This is a genomic window from Cupriavidus sp. PET2-C1 (genome assembly GCF_054515855.1).
Genome location: NZ_CM137260.1, coordinates 768,354 through 791,539 on the forward strand (window position 1 = coordinate 768,354; position 23,186 = coordinate 791,539).

Below are 23,186 nucleotides of genomic sequence, written 5' to 3' on the forward strand. Positions count from 1 at the left end.
GCGCCGCGGGCACGCTCGATGCAGCCACTCACGCCCCTCAAGCCACTCAAGCCGCCAAGCCCAGGATGGGCCGGCTGGCTGCGGCCAGCACCATCGGCACCACGTTGGAGTGGTACGACTTCACCGTCTACAACCTGATGGCCGCGCTGGTGTTCAACGCGGTTTTCTTCCCCTCGTTCGATCCGCTCACGGGCACGATCCTGGCGTTTTCCACCTATGCGGTGGGCTATGTCTCGCGCCCGCTTGGCGGCGTGCTGTTCGGGCATCTGGGCGACAAGCTCGGCCGGCGCTTCGTGCTGGTCGCCACGCTGATCCTGATGGGGGTGGCCACGGGGCTGATGGGCTTGCTGCCCACTTACATGTCGTGGGGCATCTGGAGCCCGATCCTGCTGGTGGCGCTGCGCTTCCTGCAAGGGGCGGCGATCGGCGGCGAATGGGCTGGCGCGGTCTTGCTGTCGATGGAGCACGGCGCGCAGCACCAGCGCGGGCGCAATGCGTCGTTCACGCAGGTGGGGCCGTCGTGCGGCACGCTGCTGGGCACCGGCTTTATCGCCGTGGTATCGCTGTGGCTGAGCCCGGAGGATTTCCAAGCGTGGGGCTGGCGTATTCCGTTCCTGTCGAGCGTGCTGCTGGTGCTGTTCGGGCTGTGGCTGCGCAAGGGCGTTGAGGAAACCCCGCTGTTCAAGGAGATGGAAGCGCGCAAGAGCACGGCCAAGACGCCGATCAAGGAAGTGTTCGTGGATCACTGGCGGCGCCTGCTGGTGGCCGGCGGCGTGCGCATCGGCTCCGACGTGCTCTATGCGCTGGTGGTGGTCTTCACGCTGACCTACGTGACCAGCGTGCTGCACCTGTCCCGGCCGCTGGCGCTGACCGCGACCATGATCGGCGCGGCGTGCAACGCCATCGCGGTGCCCTTGTTCGGTAGCCTGTCGGACAAGCTCGGCCGCCGCCCGGTGTACATAGCCGGGGCCTTGCTGGCCGTGGTGTGGGCCTTTGTGTTCTTCCGCCTGATGGACAGCGCGCAGCCGCTGCAGATCTGCGCCGCGGTGGTGGTCGGGCTGATCATCCACGCCATGATGTACGGCCCGCAGGCGGCCTTCGTGACCGAGCAGTTCCCCACGCGGGTGCGCTACGCCGGGTCCTCGCTGGCCTATACGCTGGCGGGCATCGTGGGCGGCGGCTTTGCGCCGCTGATCATCGCCAGCCTTTACAAGTCGTATGGCTCGACGCTGGCGATCTCGCTGTATGTCAGCGCCGCCGTGGCGCTGACGCTGGCGGCGCTGCTGGTGGCGCGGGAAACCGCGAAGAAGCCGCTCGAAAGCTGATCCGGCTAGCCCTCGAGCGCCGTCGCGAAGACCGTTTCGCGGCGGCCTTGCAGCAGCGCCTGGCGAAAGGAAAGCACATGGGCCGTGACCGCGCTGGCCGCTGCCGCGCCGTCGCCGTCGCGCAGCGCCTTCAGGATGGCCCGGTGCTCGGCGCCGACCTCGGCCAGGTGCCCTTCGGACGACAGCGAAATGGCCCAGAAGCGCTGTGAGCGCGCGTGCAGCACCTTGAGGATCTCGATGAGGATCGGGTTGCCCGAGACCTGCGCGATTTCCTCGTGGAACAGGCGGTCCAGGTTGGTCACCTCGGGCAGGTTGCGCTGCGCCACGGCGTCTTCCACCTGGCTCAGCAGGCTTTCGAGCTTGCGCAGGCCGGCGGCGGTGATGCGCTCGGCAGCCAGCCTGGCGCACAGCGTTTCGTTGGCCAGGCGCACGTCGATCAGGTGCAGCGCATCGTCGATGGACAGTGGCGAGACCACCACGCCCTTGCGTGGCAGGATCTGGACCAGCCCTTCGTTGGCCAGCCGGTGCAGCGCCTGGTTGATGGGCGTGCGGCCGAGGTCAAGATCGTCGACCAGGGTGGAGATGTTGAGGTGCTCGCCGGGGCGGTAGACCAGTGTGGTCAGCCGCTCCCGCAGGCCGTTGTAGGCCAGCTCATTCTGCGATGGTTCTTCGGTCCTGGCCCGGGCGCGCGATGTGCCGGCGCTACGGCGATCCACTGATGGCAAAACTCTCTCCCGACAACACGGCAACGCGTGCAAGGGCGATATCGTACTACCAAAAGCAGGCGCGGCCCGAGGTGCCGGGCCAATGCCGCATGCCTAATCCAGCTTGATGTCCGCCGTGCTGATCACGGCCTTCCACTTGGCCACTTCGGCTGCGGTGTGGTGGTTCAGCGCGGCGGGTTTGTAGGCGGCGTCCGGCAGCAGCTGGATGCCCTGGTCGGCCAGCTTCTTCGCAAACTCCGGGTCGGCGATGGCCTTGGCGAACGCGGCGTAGTTGCGGGCGATGACGTCCTTGGGCGTGCCCTTCGGCGCATACAGGCCGTACCAGGTGGATGCCTCGAAGGTCGGCACCACGGTTTCCGCCACGGTGGGCACGTTGGGGAACTGCGGCACACGCTGCTTCGCCGTCTGCGCGATGGCGACGACCTTGCCGCCCTTGACTTGCGGCAGGGCGGTGTTGGTCTGGTCGAACATGCCATCCACCTGCCCGCCCATGACATCGGTCAGGGCCGGGCCGGCGCCTTTGTACGACACCGGGGTCACCTTGATCCTGGCCTGCTGGGCGAACATGGCGGCGACCAGATGCGAGGTGGAACCCACGCCCGCGTTGCCGAAGTTGAGCTTGCCCGGATTGGCGCTGGCAAAGGCGACCAGGTCCTGCACGGTCTTGAACTTGGAGTTCGCGCCGACCAGCAGCACCAGCGGCGTATCGGGGAAGCGGAACACGCCCTCGAAGTCCTTGACCGGGTCATAGGTCAGCTTCTTGTACAGCGACGGCGCCGCCGCCATATAGCCCATATGCCCGACCAGGAAGGTGTAGCCATCAGGCGCGGCCTTTGCCGCCTTGCCCGCGCCGATGGTGCCGCCGGCGCCGGCCTGGTTCTCGATCAGCACCGGCTGGCCCAGATCGCGCCCCACGCGGTCCGCGATATTGCGGGCAAGCGCGTCGGTGGGGCCGCCGGCCGCGAAGGGCACGATCCACGTGACCGGGCGGGCGGGGTAGCTTTGCGCCAGCGCGCTGGTGGACAGGGCTAGCAGCGCCAGGGCGGCGGCCAGTTGCTTGGTCATTGTTGTCTCCATCATCGAGGTGGTATCGGTTGTTCTGAGATGATCGGTACTGCGTATATGTACATTTAAGAAATATGTTCAAACATATTCTAGGAATGTGGCCCTCGACCGTCAAGCCGGATCCGCATCTCGTTTACCCTTTACGCTTGGCTTGCGGGCCGCCAGGCGCTAGCATCTGCTACGCCTCAGGCACATCGATTGATCATTCAGGGAACCCATGGAGCCACGCCACGCCGAGTTGACCAAGGCACTGATTCACGACATCACGAGCGGGGTCTATCCGGTCGGGTCAAGCCTGCCGGGCGAACTGGAGCTGGCCGAGCAGCACGGCGTCAGCCGGGGCACCGTGCGGGTGGCGCTGATGCGCATCCAGGAGCTAGGCCTGGTCTCGCGTAAAAAGCGCGCCGGCACCCGGGTGGAAGCCGCCGCGCCGCGCAGCAGCGAGTACACGCCCAAGCTCTCCACCATCGATGAACTGGTGCAGTACGGCGCCGCCACGCAGCGCGTGATCCACGGCGCGCGCGAGATCGTGCTGGACATCGAGCTGGCCACCCGGCTGGGCTGCCCGCCGGGCTCGCGCTGGCTGCACATCGAAACCTCCCGCACCAACCCCGAGGCGCCAGCCCACCCGTTATCGTGGTCCGATATCTACGTGATGGCGGCCGACGGCAGCAAGATCCGCAAGCTGCTCAAGACGGATCCCAGCCTGATCAGCGAGATGGTCGGCAAGACCACCGGGCGCCTGGTCAAGGAAGTGCGCCAGACCGTGCGCGCGGTGGGCGTGCCCGCCGCGCTCGCGGACGTGCTGGGCACCGCGCCCGATGCCCATGCGTTGGAATTCGTGCGGCAGTATTTCGACCAGTCGGACCGGTTGTTCGAAGTGGTGGTGAGCTTGCATCCGGCCGATCGCTTCACGTATTCGACGGTACTGCAGCGTCAGGGCTGAGCCTTCGCCGGTCCGCAACTCGTCTGGCGACGGGGAGTCAAGGGATTGCTTTCCGGTGGCGGGGCGTGTCATTATGTATAGACATAATTGATTCGCGCAGCCGCTGGTCCGCCTGCTGCGCCCACCCCGCCATGACCGTGATCTTCCAGGAAGACGTCGTCGACACCATTGCCGACGCGCTGCAGTACGTCAGCTACTACCATCCCGCCGATTTCGTGCAGGCGCTCAAGCGCGCCTTTGCCGCCGAACCCGCTGGCGCGGCGCGCGATGCCATCGAGCAGTTGCTGGTGAACAGCCGCATGAGCGCCGAGGCGCACCGGCCGATCTGCCAGGACACCGGCGTGGCGCAGGTTTTCATGACCGTGGGCATGGACGTGCGCTTTGCGGCGCGCGATGGCGCAGCAAAGCTGTCCGTGCAGCAGATGGTGGACGCCGCCGTGCGCCGGGGCTACACGCACAGCGCCAATCCGCTGCGCGCCACCATGGTTGGCTCGGCCCTGGGGGAGCGGCGCAACACCGGCGACAACACCCCGGGCTTCCTGCAACTGGAACTGGTGCCCGGCAACACCATCAAGATGACGGTGGTGGCCAAGGGCGGCGGCGGCGACGTGAAGGCGAAGTTCGCCACGCTCAACCCAAGCGATTCGCTGGTCGACTGGATCCTCGCCGCCATCCCGCAGATGGGCGCCGGCTGGTGCCCGCCCGGTGTGCTTGGCGTTGGGGTGGGCGGCACGCCGGAGCAGGCCATGCTCGCGGCCAAGCGCGCGTTGTTCAGCCCCATCGACATCCATGCGCTGCGCGACAAGGGGCCCGCGAACGACACCGAGCGGCTGCGGCTGGAACTGTTCGAGCGCATCAACGCGCTCGGCATCGGTGCGCAGGGGCTGGGCGGGCTGGCCACCGTGCTGGATGTCAAGGTAGCCGCGCTGCCGTGTCACGCTGCGACGCTGCCGGTGGCGCTGATTCCCAATTGCGCGGCCACGCGTTTTGTCACGGTGGAGCTGGATGGCTCCGGCCCCGCGCGGCTGGAGCCACCGCCTGCCGGCACCTGGGATGGCATTCCCGGCGCGTTGACCGCCAAGCCCGGCCGCGTGGTCGACCTGGACAATCTGGATGCCGCCGAGGTGGCGCAATGGCAGGTTGGCGAGACCTTGCGGCTGCGCGGCCGCCTGCTGACGGCGCGCGATGCCGCGCACAAACGGCTGGTCGCCATGCTGGATGCGGGCGAGCCCCTGCCGGTGCCGCTGCGCAATCGCGCGATCTACTATGTGGGGCCGGTCGACGCCGTGGGCGACGAAGCGGTAGGCCCGGCAGGGCCTACCACGGCCACGCGCATGGACAAGTTCGTGCCGCAGTTGCTGGAGCAGACGGGCTTGCTGGTGATGATCGGCAAGGCCGAGCGCGGGCCAGTGGCCATCGAGGCCATCCGCCGCCACGGCGCGGCCTACCTGATCGCGGTGGGTGGCGCGGCCTACCTGATCTCCCGGGCGATCCGCAAGGCACGCGTGCTGGCCTTCGCGGAGCTGGGGATGGAGGCCATCTATGAGTTCGAAGTGGAGGACATGCCTGCCACGGTGGCAGTGGATGCCACAGGGCGGTCGATTCATCGGATCGTCGCGGGCTGAGGCCCGCAGCGCTCCGGGGAGCTACGCCTGGGGCCGATAGCGCCCGCGCAGCGGATCCAGCAGGCTGGTCAGGCCATTGTGGTCGAGTTCGTGCATCAGGGCCAGCAGCTGGCCGATCTCGCCCGGCGGAAAGCCTTCGCGCGCGAACCAGTTCAGGTAGGTGCCCGGCAGGCTGGCGATGGCGCGGCCCTTGTACTTGCCATAGGGCATGGTGCGGGTGAGCAGGAGTGGCAGGTGTTCGGGATTCATGGAGCAACCTCAGGCGGGCCTCGGATGGCGCCGGCAGGGGGATGTTACCAGCGTGCCGCGCCCGGTTTGCCGCCACCTGCCGCGCCGGGGTACGATCCTGACCTTATCGCTGACGAGGACAAGCAAGATGGCAAAGCAAGGCACAGGCGCTGGCCTGAAAGGCATCGCCCTGTTCGAGGCCGCCAAGGGTGTGCTGGTGATCCTGGCGGGGCTGGGCCTGGTTGCGCTGCTGCACCGGGACGCGCAGGCGCTGGCCGAGGCCATTGTCGCCCGCCTGCACCTGAACCCGGGGAGCCGCTACCCGACCATCTTCCTGTCGCTGATGGCCCATCCGAGCGACGCGCGCCTGTGGGCCATTGGCGGATCCGCCGCGATGTACGCAGCCATGCGCCTCACGGAGGCCTACGGCCTGTGGCGTCAGCGCGTGTGGGCGAAATGGCTGGGCGTATGGTCGGGCGCGGTCTACATTCCGGTGGAACTGTACGAGGCGGTGGTGCATCCCAGCGCGATTCACGTCGGGCTGGCCATCGCCAATGTACTGATCGTGGTCTACCTGGCCAACAGCATCAGGCACAATCCGGCCGGCGCCTAGCCATCGCAGGCGCCTCCCGGCGTGGCCAGGCCAGCAATGCGCCAGCGGCCAGGCCGTACAGATGGGCGCTGGCCACGACCGGGCCGCCCAGCCACGCGCCTGCGTCCTCGGCGGGCCCTGCCAGGATCTGCCAGCCCGCGCGTGCCGCCAGCGCGAGCAGCAGCATCGCCGCGAGGCCATCGCGGCGGGCCCGGGGCAGCAGGGCGACCATGGCAAGCCCGTAGTTGATGCCGGAGAAGCCCGCATAGCGGAGCAGCTCCGGCTCGCCGGCTAGCAGCAGCAATCCTGTCATGGCCGCCAATGGCGGCACCACGTGCCAGGCGCGCATGCGCGCCGGCAGGAGCGCAGCCAGCATCAGCAGCCCCGCCACGTTGAGCAGGCAATGCGTCCAGCCGAGATGCACGAAATGACAGCTCAGCAGGCGCCATGCTTCACCCGCGAGCATGGCCTCGCGATCGAAGCGCAGGGCCTGCATCAGCGCAGGCCCCGCAGCCTGGAGCGCGACCAGCGCCAGCGCCAGCAGCAGCCACCCGCCGGCGGCGCGCCGCCTGTCAGCGAGCATGTCAGCGTGCATGTCAGCGACGGGCAACGCCGCCTGTAAAGCCGCCGGCAAAGCGGCGCCATGCCGCTGCGGCCAGGGCGCCGGCCAGAACCAGCAGCATCCACGTGTCTGCTGCGCCGGTCCCGGTGTCGCCGCCCTGGCTGGCGGTGGCGCCACCGGCATTGCCGTTGCCCGTGCCCGCTTGCTCACCCTCCGGCGCAAGGCTGTCGTCGCGCAGTGCCACGTCTACCAGCACCGGGTCGTGATCGGACGAACGGTAAGCATCCGGTGCGTAGAACGACGTTTGCTGATCCGCGCTCTTGAAGGCCACCGAGTACTCCAGGGCAATGGGCTCATCCGCATTGATATGCCACTCGCTGACCGCGCGGATGCGGCTCGCCGCGGCGTCATTGGCCAGCGCGTGGTCGATGTAGCCGGCCTCGCCCCCAAAGACATAGCTATAGGCGTCGGCGCCGACGAAGCGCGCCACCATGTCGGCGTAGCCCTTGTCGGCAAAGAGGCGGATCGGGTCTTCCTTGGCGTAGCTGTTGAGGTCGCCGATCAGCAGCTTGCCGTCATCCGCGACGCCGGTGGGCGAGGTGGCAAGCCAGTCGGCAATCTTGCCGGCGGCGGCGAGGCGGGTCGGATTCCAGCAGCTCTGGCCATCGCCCTGGTCGGCGTCGGCGCCCGTGGACCCAGTGCAGCCCTTGGATTTGAGGTGGTTGACCACCACCGTGAGCTTGCGGGTCTGGCCGGGCAGGCGGAAGGTGCGGGCCAGCGGCTGGCGGTTCTTGTCGTCGATGGCCAGCGTGGCAGGCACGCCTACGGGCTCCACGGTGCGGCTGTTGTAGATCAGGGCGACCTTGATGGCGTCGCCGCCGAGCTTGTCCACGCCCGGGTCGACAAAACGCCAGTCCGACCCGAGCTTGCCGACCAGCCGCCGGATGGCGCTGAATTCGCCATAGCCGTCGTTCTCGATTTCCATCAGGCCAACGACATCGGCATTCAGCGCTTTGAGGGCGGCCACGATCTTGGCTTCCTGGCGCTCGAACTCCGCCAGCGTCTTGGCGCCGCGATTGTTCGGGTCGTCGAAGCCCGCGCCCTTGCCGTCGCCGTTGAAATAGTTCAGCACGTTGAACGATGCCACCCGGATATCGGACTGGGCCGCGCGTGCCGGCGCGCTGGTGCGCGGGTTCGCCGTGGCCTGGAAGGCCGGGGCGGGCGCGCCGGGCACGGTCTGCAGGCGCCAGCTGCCAAAGCGCATTTCCAGCACGCCCTGCACATTGCTGACGGTGTACCCGCCGCGCAGCGTGTTGGCCGCGCTCAGGCCCGGCGCGGGGAAAGGCACGACCGCCGGGTTCTGCTTGTTCGAGCCGTCGTCGAGCACCAGGCGGTTCAGTGCGTTGGCCGCGGCCTGCGCGGCCGCGCCGGCCTTGGGCAGCGCCACATTGGTGGGCAGCGGCAGGCGGCCGTTGCTCAGCAGCACGCTGCCGTAGCGGCCCAGTTCATACGTCTCGCTCACAGTGAGGGATTGCGGCAGCCGCACCAGCATGCCCTCGAAGGCAGCCAGCGATTGCGCGGTCTGCGCGGGTAGCCTGACCACCGCCGGGGTGACGGTCTGGCCGTTGCCACAAACCGCCACGGTGCTGGCAAGCGCCAGCTGCGTCTGGCCGAACTTCTCCTCGACCTTGCCAACCAGGTGGACCAGGTCGCCGGCACGGGCACTGGTCGAGGGGGCATACACGAACAGTCCCTCGGACACGCCAGGACGGCTCTGGCGCTGGGCATCCGCCTGCTGGACGAAAAAGCCGCCAAAGCCATCCGTGCCGGGATAGTCGGCCGTCACCACCGCCTCCACGTCGACCGTCTGCCCGGCCAGCGGCGAGGTGGCGCCGGCGCCCTGGATATCGGCGATCAGCGTGGCCGCGGCGCCGCACTGCGCGGTGACCGGCGGCAATGGCGCCGGTGCGTTGTTGTAGTAGCCAAGGTCGGCGAAGGCGTCGGTGCCGAAGCCGTCCCACTGCAGCGCCGGATCGAAGGCCCCGGTGCTGTCGGTGTCGCCGGTGACCAGCCCGGCCTTGCGGCGCAAGGTGTTGTCCTTGGTGACGGAGGTGCCGGTGCCCCAGGCGCCGCCGGCAGGCTGCACGCCGACCTGCCCGAAGCGGTCGATCACGGTGCCCGCGCGCGTCAGTACCAGCGCGTCGTCGCCGTTGAAGGTGAATGCGATGACCTGGTTCAGGCGGCTGCCGAGTGTGGCCGCCATGCTGGTATGCGCCATCACGTAGACCGCGCCGGGGGCCAGCATGCCGCTGAGCGTGAAGGTGCTGGTGGGCGCCGTGGCGCCGTTGTTGTATTGCTGGAGCTTGTATTGCGACAGGTCGATCGCGGTAGCATCCGGGTTGTACAGTTCGACGGCCTTGTTGTTGGAGGTTCCTTCCACGACCTCGCTGATGATCAGGTCGGCATGAGCGGGCAGGGCGATGGCAAGCAGGGCGGTACTAAGGACGGACAGGCGCATGTGGGGCGGCTCGATGGATTGGGTTTTGCAAAGTCCGTGATGCTATTGAGCGCAGGTGACAGGGGCATGAATGGCTGGCATACATTTGCCCGCCGCCCTCCGCCGCCCCGGAAAAGCACGTGGCTCACGCCCGCCAGCGCGGCAGGACGCGGCGCACAAACCAGTGCCATGCGGTGAGCGCCGTGGCGCCCGCCAACGCCCAGAGCAGCCAGGGATCCGTGGCGCCAGCGCCGGCTTGCGCTTTCTCGTTGGATTCCTTGCTGGCATTCGCGCCGGTGCCACTGCCGGTGCCACCGCTGGTGCCAGTGTCGGTGCTGGTACTTCCCGCGCTACCGTCTGCGCCTGATGTGCCTGATGTGCCTGATGTGCCTGCTGTGCCTGCTGTGCCTGCTGTGCCCGCTGTGCCGTCCGTGGCCGCGCCATCGCCGCGCATGGCAAGGTCGACCACCAGCGGGTCGTGGTCGGAAGAGCGATAGGCGTCGGGTGCATAGAAGGATTGCTGCTGCGCCTCGCTCTTGTGGGCCAGCGCATAGGCCAGGGAAATCGGCTCGTCGGCGTTGATGTGCCAATGGCGCGCCGCGAGGGTGCGGCTCGCCGCCCCCGCATCGGCAAGCGCGTGGTCGATGTAGCCGGCCTCGCCGCCAAAGACATAGCTGTAGGATGGGGTGCCGGCTTCGGCGAAGCGCGCGATCATGTCCGCATAGCCGCGCTCCGCCAGCAGGCGGATCGGGTCTTCCTGTGCGTAGCTGTTGAGGTCGCCAATCACCAGCTTGCCATCGTCCGGCACGCCGGTGGGCGAGGTGGCCAGCCAGTCGGCAATGCGGCTGGCCGCCGCCACGCGCGTGGGATTCCAGCAGCTCTGGCCATCGCGCTGGTCCGCATTGACGCCGCGAGCGTCGTTGCAGCGCTTGGACTTGAAATGGTTCACCACCACCGTAAGCTTGGCGGGATGGCCCGGCAGGCGGAAGGTGGCGGCCAGCGGCTGGCGGGTTCTCACGCCTAGCGCCAGGGTGGCCGGCGTGCCAACGGGTTCGACCTTGCGGGCGTTGTAGACCAAGGCGACCTTGATGACGTCGCCGCCCAGTTGCTCCCGGCCAGGATGGATGAAGCGCCAGTCCGGACCGAGCTTGTCCGCGAGCCGGTGGATGGCGCTCAGCTCGCCATGGCCATTGTTTTCGATTTCCATCAGGCCAATCACGTCGGCGTTCAGGCCTTGCAACGCGCTCAGGATCTTGGCTTCCTGGCGGGCGAACTCGGCAGGCGTCTTTGCGCCGCGATTGCCGGGGTCATCGAAGCCCGCGCCGCGGCCGTCGCCGTTGAAGTAGTTCTCGACATTGAACGCCGCCACGCGCAGATCGGTGTGGGCGGCGCGCGCCGGCGCGCCGGTGCGCGGATTGGTGGGCTGGAACGCCGGCAGCGGCGCGCCGGGGAGCGGCTGGATGCGCCAGGCGTTTGCGCGCCATTCCAGCACGCCCCGCACATTGGCGACGGAGTCCCCGCCGCGCAGTGTGTTCGATGCGCTCAGGCCCGGTGCGGGATGGATGACGCGCGGTGGGTTCTGCCGGCTGTAGCCGTCGTCCAGCACCAGGCGATTGAGTGCATTGGCGGCAGCCTGTGCGGCGGCGGCTTCCCCGGGCAAGGCCACGTTGGTGGGCAGCGGCGGGCGGCCGAGGCTGAGCACCACGCTGCCGTAGCGGCCGAGTTCGAAGGTTTCGCTGACGGTGAGCGTCTGCGGCAGCCGCACCAGCATGCCCTCATAGGCCGCCAGCGAGCCCGTGTGCGGCGTGGGCAGCGTGACGGTTTCCGGGGTGACCGCCTGGCCCGCCGCGCACACCGTGGCGGGGCCGGACAGCCTTAGCCGCATCTGGCCCGCGCGCTCCTCCACCGTGCCGAGCACGCGCACCAGATCGCCCGCCCGCGCAGCCGCGCGCGGCGCATGGACGAACATGCCCTCCGACACGCCTGGACGACGCTGGCGCTGGGCGTCGGCCTGCTGCACGAAGAAGCCGCTGAGGCCGTCGGCACCCGAGTAGTCGGCCGTGACCACCGCCTCCAGCGCGATCCTTCGCCCGATGGACGGCGTGCCCTCGCTTTCGTCCCGCAGGTTCGCGATCAGCGTGGCCGGCGCGCCGCATTGCACGCTGGGAGGGGCCAGCAGCGCCCGCGCCTGATCGCGGTAGCCCGCGTCGGCATGGGCGGGCAAGGCAAAGCAGAGCCAGGCCAGGCAGGGTGGCAGCCAGCGCGGCAGGATGTGCGGCAGGCAGCCGTGCAGGAAAGGCTTTGGCAAGAACAGGCGCATGGATGGGTCTCCAAGGTCTCGGCGCAACGTGGGTCCGGATGGACTGCTGATGCCAAGCGTAAAACCCAGGGCCGGCTCGCGGATTGAGCCAATTCTCATATTGGCCGCGGCGCAGACTCTGCGAGAATGCAGCCTTGTCCTCAACGCAGCTGACGAGATACCGTGACTGTCCGTGCCGTAGTGTTCGATTTTGGTGGTGTGCTGTTCGACTGGAACCCGGAATACCTGTATCGCGAATTGATTCCGGATCCACAGGAGCGCGCCCGGTTCTTGTCGGAGGTGTGCTCGCCAGCGTGGAATATCCGCCAGGATGCCGGCAGGCCGCTGCTCGAGGCTACCGAGTCCCTGGTGGCCCAGCATCCCGCACAGGCCGGCCTGATCCGCGCGTTCTATGGGCGCTGGCCGCAGATGCTGCGTGGTACGCTGGCCGAGGGCGTGGCGCTGCTGCAGCGCCTGCACGACGCGCAGGTGCCGCTGTTCGGCCTGACCAACTGGTCCAGCGAAACCTATCCCCATGCCGTGCGCATCGGCGATTTCCTGTCATGGTTCCGCGATATCCTGGTGTCCGGCGAGGTTGGCGTGGCCAAGCCAGACCCGGCCATCTACCGGCTCATGCAGGCGCGCATCGATGCCAGCCTGCCGGGCATCGCACCAGGTGAGCTGCTGTTCATCGATGACAACGCGGCCAATGTGGCTGCGGCAACGGCGCTGGGCTGGCAGGCCGTGCATCACGTCAGCGCCGCGCAGACCGCAGGCGCACTGCGCGCAGCGGGATTGCATTTCTAGCCAGACTAGCCAGATTAGCCAGAGGATTCAGGAGCCCGCCGTCATGGCATCCACACCAGAACGTCCCAAGCATTTCTCCATGATCCGCGAGTTGCATCTTGCCGATCTGTTCACACTGGGCAACGCCGCCTGCGGCATGGCATCGGTGTTTTTCGCCATGTTCTACATCGCTTCGGGCTCGCCAGCGCATTTCATGGCGGCGGCGGCGCTGGCGCCCGCGGCCTTCATTTTCGACGTGCTGGACGGGCGCATCGCGCGCTGGCGCCACCAGCATTCCGCGCTGGGCCGCGAGCTGGACTCGCTCGCCGACATCATTTCCTTCGGGGTTGGCCCGGCCACGCTGGCGTTTGCCGCGGGCATGCGCGGCGGCTGGGACATGGCGGCGCTGATCTACTTCGTCTGCTGCGGCGTGAGCCGGCTGGCACGCTTCAATGTCACCGCCGAGACCTTGTCCGAGGGGAGCGACAAGGTGGCGTATTTCGAGGGCACGCCGATCCCCACCAGCGTGCTGCTGACTGCCGTGCTGGCCCTTTGCGCGTGGCAGGGCCGGGTGGGCGATGCGCTCTACGGCGGCGTGTGGTCGATCGGCCCTGCGGACCTGCATCCGCTCGCACTGCTGTTCGTGCTCTCCGGCTCGCTGATGATCAGCAAGACCTTGCGCATCCCGAAGATGTAGCCCCGCGCATAGCCGGGCGGGGCGGCTACCTCTCCCGGCTCCGCGCCCGCGCCGCAGGCTGGCCGCTATTGCCGCAGCGACAGCCAGATCGCCTTGGGCTCGGTGAAGTTGTCGATGGCAGCGTCGCCATGCTCCCGGCCCAGCCCCGAGTCGCCGGCCCCGCCCCAGGGCAGGCGCACGTCGGTGTGGCCGTAGGTGTTGATCCACACCGTGCCGGCCTTGAGCTCGGCCGCCACCTGGTGCACGCGGCCGATGTCGGCGCTCCACACGCCCGCCGCCAGGCTGAACGCGGTGCCGTTGGCGATGCGCACGGCGTCGGCTTCATCCTCGAAGCGGATCACGCTGGCAACCGGTCCGAAGATTTCCTCCTGCGAGACCCGCATCTCGTGCTCGACGTTGGCGAATACGGTGGGCTGCACGTAGTAGCCCTTGCCGCCCACGCGCTCGCCACCGGTCACGGCGATGGCGCCTTCGCGCTTGCCGATATCCACATAGTCCAGCACGGTCTTCATCTGCGCGGACGACACCAGCGGCCCCATGGTGGTGTCCGGCGCGGCGGGATCTCCCACGCGGATCGAGGCGGCGCGCGCCGCCAGTTTTTCCACCACTTCGTCATAGACCTCGCGCTGCGCCAGGATGCGCGAGCCGGCCGAGCAGACCTGCCCCGCATTGAAGAAGATGCCGGAGGCGGCGGCGCGCACCGCGGCATCCACGTTGGCGTCGGCGAAGATCAGGTTGGCGGACTTGCCGCCGAGCTCCAGCGTGACGCGCTTGAAATTGGCGGCGGCGCCTTGCATGATGCCGCGCCCCACGCCGGGCGAGCCGGTGAACGTCACCTTGTCGATGCCGGGATGGGCTACCAGCGCGTTGCCCACGACGCTGCCCTTGCCGGTGACAATATTGAGCACGCCGGGCGGCAACCCGGCCTGCAGTGCCAGCTCGCCCACGCGCAGCGCGGTCAGCGGCGTGATCTCGGCGGGTTTGACGATGAGGGTGCAGCCGCAGGCCAGCGCAGGGGCGATCTTCCACATGCCGATCATCAGCGGGAAATTCCACGGCACGATGGCGGCGACCACGCCCACCGGCTCGCGCACGGTGTAGGTCAGCGCGCCGGGGCGGGTGGGCACCACTTGGCCGTTGATCTTGTCGGCCCAGCCTGCGTAATAGCGCACGGTGTCGATCACCGCCGGCATGTCCTGGCGCCGTACGGCGGCCAGCGGCTTGCCGGCATCCAGGCTTTCCAGCGCGATCAGCTCTTCCTGGTTCGCTTCCAGCAGGTCGGCAAAGCGGTACAGGATGCGGCCACGCTCGGCCGCGCGCAGGCCGCACCAGACCTTGAGCGCGGCGCGCGCGGCGGTCACGGCCAGGTCGACGTCGGCCGCGCTGCCCTGCGCGACCAGGGCGATCGGGAGCTCGGTGGCCGGATTGATATCGGTGGAATACTCCCCGGTGCCGGGTGGCAGGCGCTTGCCGTCGATCAGCAGGTCGTGTCTTGGCAGTTGGGGCTGCGTGCTCATGATTGCTCCTCGCTTGGGGTCGGTGACTTGGGGTCGATGAACCTCGCGGCACGTTAGTGGAAGCAATACGGCTTGCCGGTGACGCCCGTGCCTGCTGTCACGATGCAGTGTGGGTGGGCGTTGGTACTAAGTCCAATTAATAGGACGGATTGATTAATACGAAAAAAGCATGAATCAAGACGGGATGAAAGCGGGGGCAGACGCGCCCGTCAGCCTTCGGGGCGTGTTGCCCGGTCGGTGGCGCCCCGGGGGATGTCCTGTCGCCAGCCGGCATTGCGCAACAGCGCGGTCATGGCTGTATGCAACTGATGCGCCACAACTGGCTTGTGCAGCAGCGCGGCACCCCCGGCATGGACGCTGCGCAGGCGGTCCGGGGCGGTATCGCCGGTGATGATGACGGTGGGAATGGCGTGTCCTAGCCGCTCGCGGATCGCCATCATGGCTTGCTGGCCGGTGCGCTCGCTGCGCAGGCGATAGTCGGCCAGCAACAGGTCGGGCCGGAAGGCGCCAAGCGCGGCCAGCGCGTCTTCCTCGGACTCCACGGCCAGGCACACCGATTGCCAGCTCTCCAGCAGCGCTGCCATGGCGACCCGGATTTCCTGGTCGTCGTCGATCACCAGCACGCGCAATCCCTTCAGGCTCGGCTTGTGATGCAACCCGGCGGGCGGGGTTTCGGCGCGGTCCTCGGTCAGGGGCAGGGCGAAGCGGAAGACCGATCCGCGGCCAGGCCGAGAGTTCAGCAGGATCCGGGTGGAGATGGTGCGCGCCAGCCCTTCCACGATGGCCAGGCCCAGCCCGAGGCCCTTGCGCTGGTCCCGCTCCGGATTGCCCAACTGGTGGAACTCCTTGAAGATCGCGCGATGCTGGGTCATGGGAATGCCGACCCCGGTATCCCAGACCTCGATCATCGTGCGCTCGCCCCGGCGGCGGCACGCCACCAGCACGCCGCCCTGGGCGGTATAGCGGATGGCATTGGCGATCAGGTTGCGCAGGATCAGTTCGACCAGCGTCGGGTCGGCGAACACCGTGGCGGTGGTATCCCGGGTCCGGTAGAACAGGCCGCGGCCGTCGGCCTGCGGCGCAAACTCGTTCTCCAGCTTGTAGAGCAAGGGCTGCAGGCGGAAGGCGCGCGGCCGGGCGGTGATCACGCCGGCGTCCACCTTGGAGAAGTCCAGCAGCGTGTTGAGCATTTCGCGCGCGGCTCCGGAGGCAGCCTCGATGTGCGTGAGCAACTGGCGCTGCTTGTCGGTGAGGTCGGAGCGGCCCAGCGTGACCACGAACAAGCCGAGCGCATGCAGGGGCTGGCGCAGGTCGTGGCTGGCCGAGGCGAGGAACACGGATTTGGCGCGGTTGGCTTCCTCGGCCTCGCGTTGGGCATATTCCGCGCGGGCTGTCTGCTCGCGCAACTGCGAGATCAGTTCCACATTGGCAAAGCGCAGTGCAATGCCGTGCCGTGCCACGCGCGCATAGTTGCGCGCAAAGATCATCAGCACCATGAGATAAAGCGGCGCGCCGAGGAACATGGGCAGGTAGGCGACGTCGCCGGTGGCGATAAAGACCGCCCAGACCGGCACGATGGCCGGGATGAAGAACCCCACGGCAACCGGCAGGCAGGCAGAGAACACCGCCAGCGCGGCCGCGCTCATGCCCGCGATCAGCGACAGGATGCAGATCACCGCCGCGGGCGTCTTCACATCCATGTAAAGCCATGCCGCCAGCCCCCAGAGCGCGCCGATCAGCGTCAGCAGCAGCGTCATGCTGCGCGCGTAGCGCCCGGCATGGGCTTCGGCCGTGCGCTCGGGCATCAGGCGCCGCCCGAAATGCCCGGCGGCGCAGGCCAGCCCCATCGTCAGCGCCCAAGGCAACGCACCCGGATGCCCACCGCCGAGGACCAGCCCGAGGGCCAGGATGAACGCCGCCAGCGCGCAGCCCAGCATGGCAATCCCGAAGCTCTGGTCGATCAGTTCCATTTGCGCGGCCAGCAGCCGCGGTTCATCGAAGCGAGGGAAGAGAGACGCCATGGCTTACCTGCCCATCTGCACCAGGCCGCGGCGCTGGGCCTCCAGCACCGCCTCGACGCGGCTGACCACGCCCAGGTAATCGAGGATGGCCGCCACGTGGACGCGCACGGTGTTCTCCGAGAGTCCCAGATGATGGGCAATGATCTTGTTGGAGCGGCCCTGGCTGAGCTGGTCCAGCACCTCGAGCTGGCGCGGCGTGAGCGAGCTGGCCTGGTAGCCCTGGTACGCGTCGGCGCTGGCATGGCCATCCGGGTTGCCGCAGTCGGCGCCGGCGGGGTCGGCTTTGAAGTACGTGCCACCCCGCAGGCAAGCGGCGATGGCGTCTTCGATCTCGACGCTGCTCGCGGATTTCGGCAGGAAGCCGGCAATCTCCTTGCGCGCGGCGGCGGGAATGGTTTCCAGCCCGGAGGTGCCGGACACGATCAGGATGCGCGCTGCGCCGAAGTGGCGGCGCAACACCTTGATGCCCTCGATGCCGTTGAGGCCGGGCATCTGGATATCCAGCAGGATGATATCCACGCTGGCGGCGCGGTGTTCCTCCACCGCGCCCATGACGGAGCCCGCCTCGATGATGCTCGCCACGCTTGGGCTGTCTGCCAGCACCAGGCGCAGGCCGGTGCGGAACAGGGTGTGGTCGTCGATCAGCAGCAGGTGGGCGTTGAGCATGGGTTGGGGTTGGCCGGCGCACGGCGCGCAGGCTGCGGCCGCTGGAACAAGTGGAGCAAAATGTGACGCGCTGCGCCCAGGTCGAAGCGAGCGCCAGGGCGAATTGGACTCGATTATGGTGGGCTTGTCTATTTCCCCACTAAAGAGGGGAAAGGATGGTTAGGGCGCAGCGGCGTCTGGCACGGTGCCGCCCCGCAGATCGCCTGTGCGCCAGCGCTAGCGGGAAATGATCTGCCGCATGCCGGCGCCGACGGCCTGGCGCAGGGATGGGTACTAGTCCAGAAGGATTATGTTGTTCGCTGACGTCCGGTGTCACCATGCACGCATGGGTGATTTCCGCGACTCGCCCATACCACTTTTGTTACCCACTACCACCCGGCAGTGGGTTTTTTTTGGCTCGCGGTTTGGCGCCGCCGTAAGGGCTGGCCGCCACGGGGTGCAACCTGTTGCAGGCCGATGTGCCGATGCCTTCCTGATCGACCGGCTGGCTGATCAACCGATCGGCCAGTCAGCCAGTCAGTCGATCAACTTGCCCGCGGCATCGAAGAAAGGATGGTCTGCGCCAAAGTCACCGATCACCGCCGCGTGGCTGACCAGCCCCTGCGCGGGATCCCACTGATGCAGCAAGTAGCCGGGCGGCTCCATGCGAAACCGCGAGGCCGCCCGTGGGTCGAGATCGAGCGTGACCTGATGCGCGGGGCCCGGTGCCGTCATGGCGATCGTGCCGCCAAAGCGGTGCGTGATGTGCCGGTGCAGGTGGCCGCACAGCACGCGCTCAACCGTCGGGTGCCTGCGCACCACCGCCTCCAGCAGCGCCGCATCCGCCAGGCCCTGCTGGTCCATATGGCCGATGCCGGTATGAAAGGGCGGGTGGTGGAGCATCAGCAGCGTGGGCCTGCCGGGCTCGGCCGCGAGCGTGGCCTCCAGCCAGGGCAGCGCGGCGGGATCGACCTGGCCGCCAGGCTTTCCCGGCACCGTGCAGTCGAAGGCCACCAGGCGTAGCGGGCCGGCCTCCACGCTGTAGTGAACCGGCGCGTCGCCGTCGCCGTTGGCGAACAGGTAATCGTGATCGGCAAACACGCGGCGCAACGTGGCGCGGTGATCATGGTTGCCGGGCAAGAGCCGCACCGGCATCGGCAGCGTTGCCAGGATGCCGCGCAGGAAGCGGTATTCCTCCTCGGTGCCGAAGTCCACCAGGTCGCCGGTGATGACGACGGAGTCGGGCTGCTGCGGCGCCGCCAGCAGCGACGCGATGCAGCGCCGCAGCGCGCCTGCGGTGTCTACCATGCGGTAGGACAGCTTGCCGCCGGCCTTGATGTGCAGGTCGGTGATGTGGGCCAGCAGGTAGGTGCCGGCCGGGTTGGCGTTGGTGGTGTTCATGCGGTGAGCGCTTCGGGGAGCGTGATCAGGTGGCCGGTATCGAGGCGCAGGCCCACGCGGTCGCCCGCGAGCCAGCCATCGCGCCGGGTGGTGTCGACGACAAGCGGCGCCGGCGCGCCCACGTCGACCAGCAAGCGCGTGTAGTTGCCCAGGAACAGCGCGGTGACGACCGAGCCGCCCAGGTGGGCATCCTCGGCCTGGGCCAGCGCGACGTCCTCGGGGCGGAACAGCAGTTCGGCGCGCGGCGAGGGCGCGGCGGCGAGGCTTGCGGCGGAGCCATGGCGCGGCACCAGGCCGCCCGGCACGCGCCAGGCATCGGCCTCCAGCACGGCCGGCAGGCGGTTCATGGTGCCGATGAAATCCGCCACGAAGGCATTGGCCGGCGCGCGGTAGATCTGCTGCGGCGTGCCAGTCTGCGCGATGCGGCCACGATCCATCACGATGATGCGGTCGCCCAGCGCCATGGCCTCGGCCTGGTCGTGGGTGACGTAGACGGCGGTGATATGCAGGCTGCGCAGCAGCTGGTTGATGTCGGCCCGCAAGGCGTCGCGCAGCTTGGCGTCCAGCGCGGTCAGCGGCTCATCGAGCAGCAGCACGCGCGGCTGCACGGCAATGGCGCGGGCCAGCGCCACGCGCTGGCGCTGGCCGCCCGACAACTGGTCGATGCGCCGCTCGGCAAAAGGCCCCAGATGCATCATGGCGAGCATCTCGTCCACCCGGCGGCGGCGCGCAGCGGCGTCGATGCGGCGCACGCGCAGGCCATAGGCGATGTTCTCCGCCACGGTCATGTTGGGAAACAGCGCGTAGCTCTGGAACACCATGCCCACGCCGCGCTGCTCGATCGGCAGCGGCGTCACATCGTTGTCGCCAAACATCACCACGCCGCCGGCGTCGGGGAACTCCAGCCCGGCGATGATGCGCAGTGTGGTGGTCTTGCCGCAGCCCGAGGGGCCCAGCAGTACCACGGTCTCGCCTGCGCCGATGTCGAGGTCAAGCGGTTGCAGCGCCAGCGTGCCGTCGGCGAAGGTCTTGCCGCAGTGGCGCAGCGTGATGGTGGTCGGTTCATGCATGGCGGGCCTCGGAAGTGGAGAGCGGATCGGTGCCGGGGATCGTTCTGGCGTCGGCGCCGTCGGCAAGCGGCTGGTGCTTGCGGGCGCGCGCGCCCAGCGCGGACAAGCCCTGCATCAGCACCAGCAGCGGGATGATCATGAAGAAAAACACGATGGTGTAGGCCGAGCCGATCTCCAGGCGCATCGAGGCGTAGCTGTCGGCCAGCCCCACCGGCAGCGTCTGCGTGGTGGGGGTATGCAGCATCCAGGTCAGGTTGAACTCCCCGACGGACAACGTCACCACCATCAGCGCCCCGGCCAGGATGCCCTGGCGGCAGTTCGGCAGCACCACGGTAAAGAAGCGCTGCAGGCGGTTTGCGCCCAGGCTGGCGGCGGCGTCCTCCAGTGTGCGGATATCGATGGCCGACATGATGGCCAGCACCGAGCGCACCATGAACGGCAGCGTGAACAGTACGTGGCCCACGAGGATAAACACCCAGCTCGTGCGGAACGCCTGCCAGCCGCCATAGAGCAGGATCAGGCCAAGCGCGGTGGCCAGCCCCGGCACCGCCACCGGCAGCATCAGCAGCTCCTCGATCAGGCGCGTCACGCGCCCGCGCCGCAGCGCCATGTAGTAGGCCGCGGGCACGCCCAGCACCAGGGTGCAAGCCAGGCACGCCAGGGCAATGCCCAGCGACAGGAAGATGGTGTTGCGGTAGAGCGCCCACACCTCTACCAGCCAGCGCGTGGTGAGGCCGCTGGACACGCCGGTAAAGATGTTGTTGGTGAGGCCGGCGAGCACGGACAGCACCACCGGCACCACCATGAACAGGCATACCAGCAGGGTGAGCGCGAGCTGCAGCCAGTAGGCATTGCCGCGGCGGGAAGATGTCATCATGGGTAGCCTCAGGCAGTAGCGGCGACGGCGTCGCCCGAGAACCAGCGCGCCACCGCCAGCATGGCCCAGGTGACTGTGCCGAGCAGCAGGGACAGTGCGGCGGCCATGCCGAAATTGGCGTAGTTGGTGAACTCGTTGTAGATGGTCAGCGGCAAGACATCGAGCTGCGTGGCCAGCGTGAAGGCGGTGCCGAAGGCGCCCATGCTGGTGGCGAAGCAGATTGCGCCGCTGGAAATCATGGCCGGCATCAGCGCGGGCAGCATCACGTCGCGCACCACGCGCCAGCGGCCCGCGCCAAGCGAGCGGGCGGCTTCTTCCAGCGACGCGTCGAGCTTGGCAACGGCTGCCATCACCGTCAGGATCACGCGCGGGATGGAGAAGTACAGGTAGCCGACGAACAGGCCGGCGAGACCGTAGGCAAAGGTCCAGCGGTCTCCCACCAGCCAGTCGCTCACGATGGCGAGCAGGCCGTTGCGCCCGCCCAGCATGATGACCATGAAGCCGATGACGACACCGGGGAAGGCGAGCGGGAACGTCAGCATGGCGACCAGCAGCGCCTTTCCGGGCACCGCGTTGCGCTCCAGGAAAGTGCCGGTGATGCCGGCGATGATCAGGGTGGCCAGTGTTACCGTTGCTGATAGCAGCACGGTGACCATCAGGCTGTGCAGATAGCGCTCGCTTGAAATGACGGTCCAGTAGACGCTCGCGCCTTTTTCACCCGTGACGCTGATCGCCAGCAGCTTTGCCATGGGCAGGCAGAAGAAGGCGAAGAAAACGATCAGGGCCGGGAGGGCGAAGAGGAGGAGTGGGGGGCTTCGTTTAGGCATGATGGGGTTGTTATTTTCCCAGGGGGGTGAGGATCAGCTTCAACGTTGATTGCTTGGGTTCAAGGGCGACTGCTTAACTTCAACTTCAACTTCAAGGGCAACTTCAACTGCAGTTTCACCACCCCTGCGGGGCGGCGACCTACTTTTTTGTCTTGCCAAAAAAGTAGGCAAAAAAGGCGCGCCGGATGGGGCGACTACCTCAAGGCGCCCCATACGGCCTAGGTGAACCTTGACGGCTCGCTTCGCATCGCGCTGGGGTGTGGCCCGCCCTTCGGGCGCTTCACACGGCTACCACAACGGGTTGATCTTGCCGCTGGTTTTCTCCCCTCTCCCGCTTGCGGGAGAGGGGCCGGGGGAGAGGGCGGGCGTTCGCCAAGCGCGAAATGCCGCACTCATCCACTCGCGCTAGCCATTCAACGCACTTCCTTCAAATACTGCTCGCTGAAACCCTTCTGCGCATCCGCCATCTTTCCAAAATCCACCGGCTTGGCCCGCGCGTAATCCGCTGCCGGCAGGAACCGCGCCTGCACTTCCTTGGGCACGGCGGCGCTGCGCACGGGGCGCAGGTAGGCATTGGCCCACAGGGCTTGCCCTTCGTCGGACAGCACAAAGTCCAGCACCTTCTTGCCTTGCGCGTCGTGCGGCGCCTTGTTCACCAGGCTCATCACGTACGGCACCACCACCGTGCCTTCCTTGGGAATCACGAAGGCCACGTTGGATTTGTCCTTGTAGCGGGCGCGGTAGGCGTTGAAGTCGTAGTCCAGCAGGATCGGGATCTCGCCGGAGAGCACGCGGGCGTAGGCGGTTTGCTTGGGGACGATGGGCTGGTTCTTCTGCAGGTCGCGGAAGTACTTGAAGGCCGGGCCGAAGTTGTCCATCGAGCCGCCCATCGCCTGGTTGACGGCAACCGCGCCGACATAGCCGACAAAGGCGCTGGCCGGGTCCAGGTAGCCGATGAGGCCCTTGTACTCGGGCTTGAGCAGGTCGGCCCAGGATTGCGGCACGGGCTTGCCGCGCAGCGCGTCGACGTTGACCATGAAGCCGAGCGTGCCGGAGTGGATGGCGAACCAGTTGCCTTGCGCGTCCTTGAGGCCGTCGGGGATGTCGTTCCAGTGGGCGGGCTTGTAGGGGGCGGTGACGCCGTCCTTCTTGGCCTGGATGCCGAAGGTCACGCCGTAGTACACCACGTCCGCTACCGGGCTGCCTTTTTCGGCGACCAGCTGCGCGAGCGACTGGCCGGAGTTCTTGTTGTCATGCGGCACCGTGACGCCGGTCTTTTCCTTGATGGCGCGAATCTGCGCGGCCCAGTCGGCCCATTCCGGCGGGCAGTTGTAGCAGATCGCGGTTTGCGCTGCCGCGCCCTGGCTGAATGCGCAGACGGCGGCGGCGCCGAGCGCGCTGGCGATCCGGCGCAGCGGTTTGTGCCAGGAACGGGTTGCTTGCATGGTGAACTCCTTGGGTTGCATACGAGGGCTGGGGCT

At 67.8% G+C, this 23,186-nt stretch carries 20 protein-coding genes; 6 read left to right on the top strand and 14 right to left on the bottom strand.

Going from position 1 to position 23,186, the window contains the following annotated elements:
• The first annotated feature begins 65 nt into the window (after window positions 1-65).
• Window positions 66-1,325, top strand: coding sequence for an MFS transporter (locus ACX12D_RS23430; RefSeq protein WP_441636054.1), 1,260 nt, complete (start codon window positions 66-68; stop codon window positions 1,323-1,325).
• Window positions 1,326-1,330: 5 nt separating this feature from the next.
• Here the strand turns inward: ACX12D_RS23430 and ACX12D_RS23435 are convergent, their stop codons facing one another.
• Together ACX12D_RS23435 and ACX12D_RS23440 are read right to left on the bottom strand one after the other, a co-directional pair.
• Window positions 1,331-2,041, bottom strand: a complete 711-nt coding sequence (locus ACX12D_RS23435) for a GntR family transcriptional regulator (protein ID WP_459375862.1) — start codon at window positions 2,039-2,041, stop codon at window positions 1,331-1,333.
• A 102-nt stretch (window positions 2,042-2,143) separates the two neighbouring features.
• Window positions 2,144-3,115, bottom strand: a complete 972-nt coding sequence (locus tag ACX12D_RS23440; protein WP_459375863.1) for a tripartite tricarboxylate transporter substrate-binding protein — start codon at window positions 3,113-3,115, stop codon at window positions 2,144-2,146.
• A gap of 217 nt (window positions 3,116-3,332) precedes the next feature.
• Between ACX12D_RS23440 and ACX12D_RS23445 the strand changes: the two genes are divergently transcribed.
• Together ACX12D_RS23445 and ACX12D_RS23450 are read left to right on the top strand one after the other, a co-directional pair.
• Window positions 3,333-4,061: a GntR family transcriptional regulator gene (locus ACX12D_RS23445; protein WP_459375864.1), complete on the top strand. Its 729-nt coding sequence runs from the start codon at window positions 3,333-3,335 to the stop codon at window positions 4,059-4,061.
• 131 nt (window positions 4,062-4,192) lie between these two features.
• Window positions 4,193-5,686 carry a fumarate hydratase gene (locus ACX12D_RS23450; protein WP_459375866.1) on the top strand — a complete coding sequence of 498 codons (1,494 nt, stop codon included), beginning with the start codon at window positions 4,193-4,195 and terminating at the stop codon, window positions 5,684-5,686.
• A gap of 21 nt (window positions 5,687-5,707) precedes the next feature.
• Here the strand turns inward: ACX12D_RS23450 and ACX12D_RS23455 are convergent, their stop codons facing one another.
• Complete coding sequence (locus tag ACX12D_RS23455; RefSeq protein WP_441635900.1) at window positions 5,708-5,935, bottom strand: DUF3820 family protein; 228 nt, start codon at window positions 5,933-5,935, stop codon at window positions 5,708-5,710.
• A 127-nt stretch (window positions 5,936-6,062) separates the two neighbouring features.
• Between ACX12D_RS23455 and ACX12D_RS23460 the strand changes: the two genes are divergently transcribed.
• Window positions 6,063-6,527, top strand: a complete 465-nt coding sequence (locus tag ACX12D_RS23460) for a DUF2127 domain-containing protein (protein ID WP_459375867.1) — start codon at window positions 6,063-6,065, stop codon at window positions 6,525-6,527.
• Here the strand turns inward: ACX12D_RS23460 and rrtA are convergent.
• The 3 genes from rrtA to ACX12D_RS23475 all read right to left on the bottom strand — a co-directional run bounded on the left by rrtA (window position 6,502) and on the right by ACX12D_RS23475 (window position 11,885).
• A complete protein-coding gene (gene rrtA, locus ACX12D_RS23465) occupies window positions 6,502-7,089 on the bottom strand; it encodes a rhombosortase (protein ID WP_459375868.1) in 588 nt (195 codons plus the stop codon). The genes ACX12D_RS23460 and rrtA overlap by 26 nt on opposite strands.
• Window positions 7,090-7,102: 13 nt before the next feature.
• On the bottom strand, window positions 7,103-9,586 hold the full coding sequence (locus ACX12D_RS23470) for an ExeM/NucH family extracellular endonuclease (RefSeq protein ID WP_459375870.1): 2,484 nt from the start codon (window positions 9,584-9,586) through the stop codon (window positions 7,103-7,105).
• A 124-nt stretch (window positions 9,587-9,710) separates the two neighbouring features.
• A complete protein-coding gene (locus ACX12D_RS23475) occupies window positions 9,711-11,885 on the bottom strand; it encodes an ExeM/NucH family extracellular endonuclease (protein ID WP_459375871.1) in 2,175 nt (724 codons plus the stop codon).
• A gap of 162 nt (window positions 11,886-12,047) precedes the next feature.
• Here ACX12D_RS23475 and ACX12D_RS23480 point away from each other — a divergent pair, with 162 nt between their 5' ends.
• Window positions 12,048-12,671 (top strand): HAD family hydrolase, encoded by a 624-nt coding sequence (locus ACX12D_RS23480; protein ID WP_459375872.1) that lies wholly within the window; start codon window positions 12,048-12,050, stop codon window positions 12,669-12,671.
• Window positions 12,672-12,714: 43 nt separating this feature from the next.
• Window positions 12,715-13,347 (top strand): CDP-alcohol phosphatidyltransferase family protein, encoded by a 633-nt coding sequence (locus ACX12D_RS23485; RefSeq protein WP_459375873.1) that lies wholly within the window; start codon window positions 12,715-12,717, stop codon window positions 13,345-13,347.
• A gap of 65 nt (window positions 13,348-13,412) precedes the next feature.
• Here ACX12D_RS23485 and ACX12D_RS23490 read toward each other — a convergent pair whose 3' ends face one another.
• From ACX12D_RS23490 to ACX12D_RS23525, 8 genes are all read right to left on the bottom strand, one after another.
• Entirely contained in the window at window positions 13,413-14,864 is a 1,452-nt protein-coding gene (locus tag ACX12D_RS23490) for an aldehyde dehydrogenase family protein (RefSeq protein ID WP_459375874.1), read from the bottom strand.
• 209 nt (window positions 14,865-15,073) lie between these two features.
• Window positions 15,074-16,885, bottom strand: coding sequence for an ATP-binding response regulator (locus ACX12D_RS23495; protein WP_459375875.1), 1,812 nt, complete (start codon window positions 16,883-16,885; stop codon window positions 15,074-15,076).
• A 3-nt stretch (window positions 16,886-16,888) separates the two neighbouring features.
• Window positions 16,889-17,551: a response regulator gene (locus ACX12D_RS23500; RefSeq protein WP_459375876.1), complete on the bottom strand. Its 663-nt coding sequence runs from the start codon at window positions 17,549-17,551 to the stop codon at window positions 16,889-16,891.
• Window positions 17,552-18,067: 516 nt separating this feature from the next.
• On the bottom strand, window positions 18,068-18,931 hold the full coding sequence (locus tag ACX12D_RS23505; protein ID WP_459375877.1) for a phosphodiesterase: 864 nt from the start codon (window positions 18,929-18,931) through the stop codon (window positions 18,068-18,070).
• The gene (locus ACX12D_RS23510) at window positions 18,928-20,001 is read right to left on the bottom strand and encodes an ABC transporter ATP-binding protein (RefSeq protein ID WP_459375879.1); all 1,074 of its coding nucleotides are present in this window, start codon (window positions 19,999-20,001) and stop codon (window positions 18,928-18,930) included. The genes ACX12D_RS23505 and ACX12D_RS23510 overlap by 4 nt, the downstream gene beginning before the upstream one ends.
• On the bottom strand, window positions 19,994-20,875 hold the full coding sequence (locus tag ACX12D_RS23515; protein ID WP_459376502.1) for an ABC transporter permease: 882 nt from the start codon (window positions 20,873-20,875) through the stop codon (window positions 19,994-19,996). The genes ACX12D_RS23510 and ACX12D_RS23515 overlap by 8 nt, the downstream gene beginning before the upstream one ends.
• An 11-nt stretch (window positions 20,876-20,886) precedes the next feature.
• Window positions 20,887-21,705 (bottom strand): ABC transporter permease, encoded by an 819-nt coding sequence (locus ACX12D_RS23520; RefSeq protein ID WP_459375880.1) that lies wholly within the window; start codon window positions 21,703-21,705, stop codon window positions 20,887-20,889.
• A gap of 413 nt (window positions 21,706-22,118) precedes the next feature.
• The gene (locus ACX12D_RS23525; RefSeq protein ID WP_441635473.1) at window positions 22,119-23,150 is read right to left on the bottom strand and encodes an ABC transporter substrate-binding protein; all 1,032 of its coding nucleotides are present in this window, start codon (window positions 23,148-23,150) and stop codon (window positions 22,119-22,121) included.
• Between the last annotated feature and the right edge of the window lie 36 nt (window positions 23,151-23,186).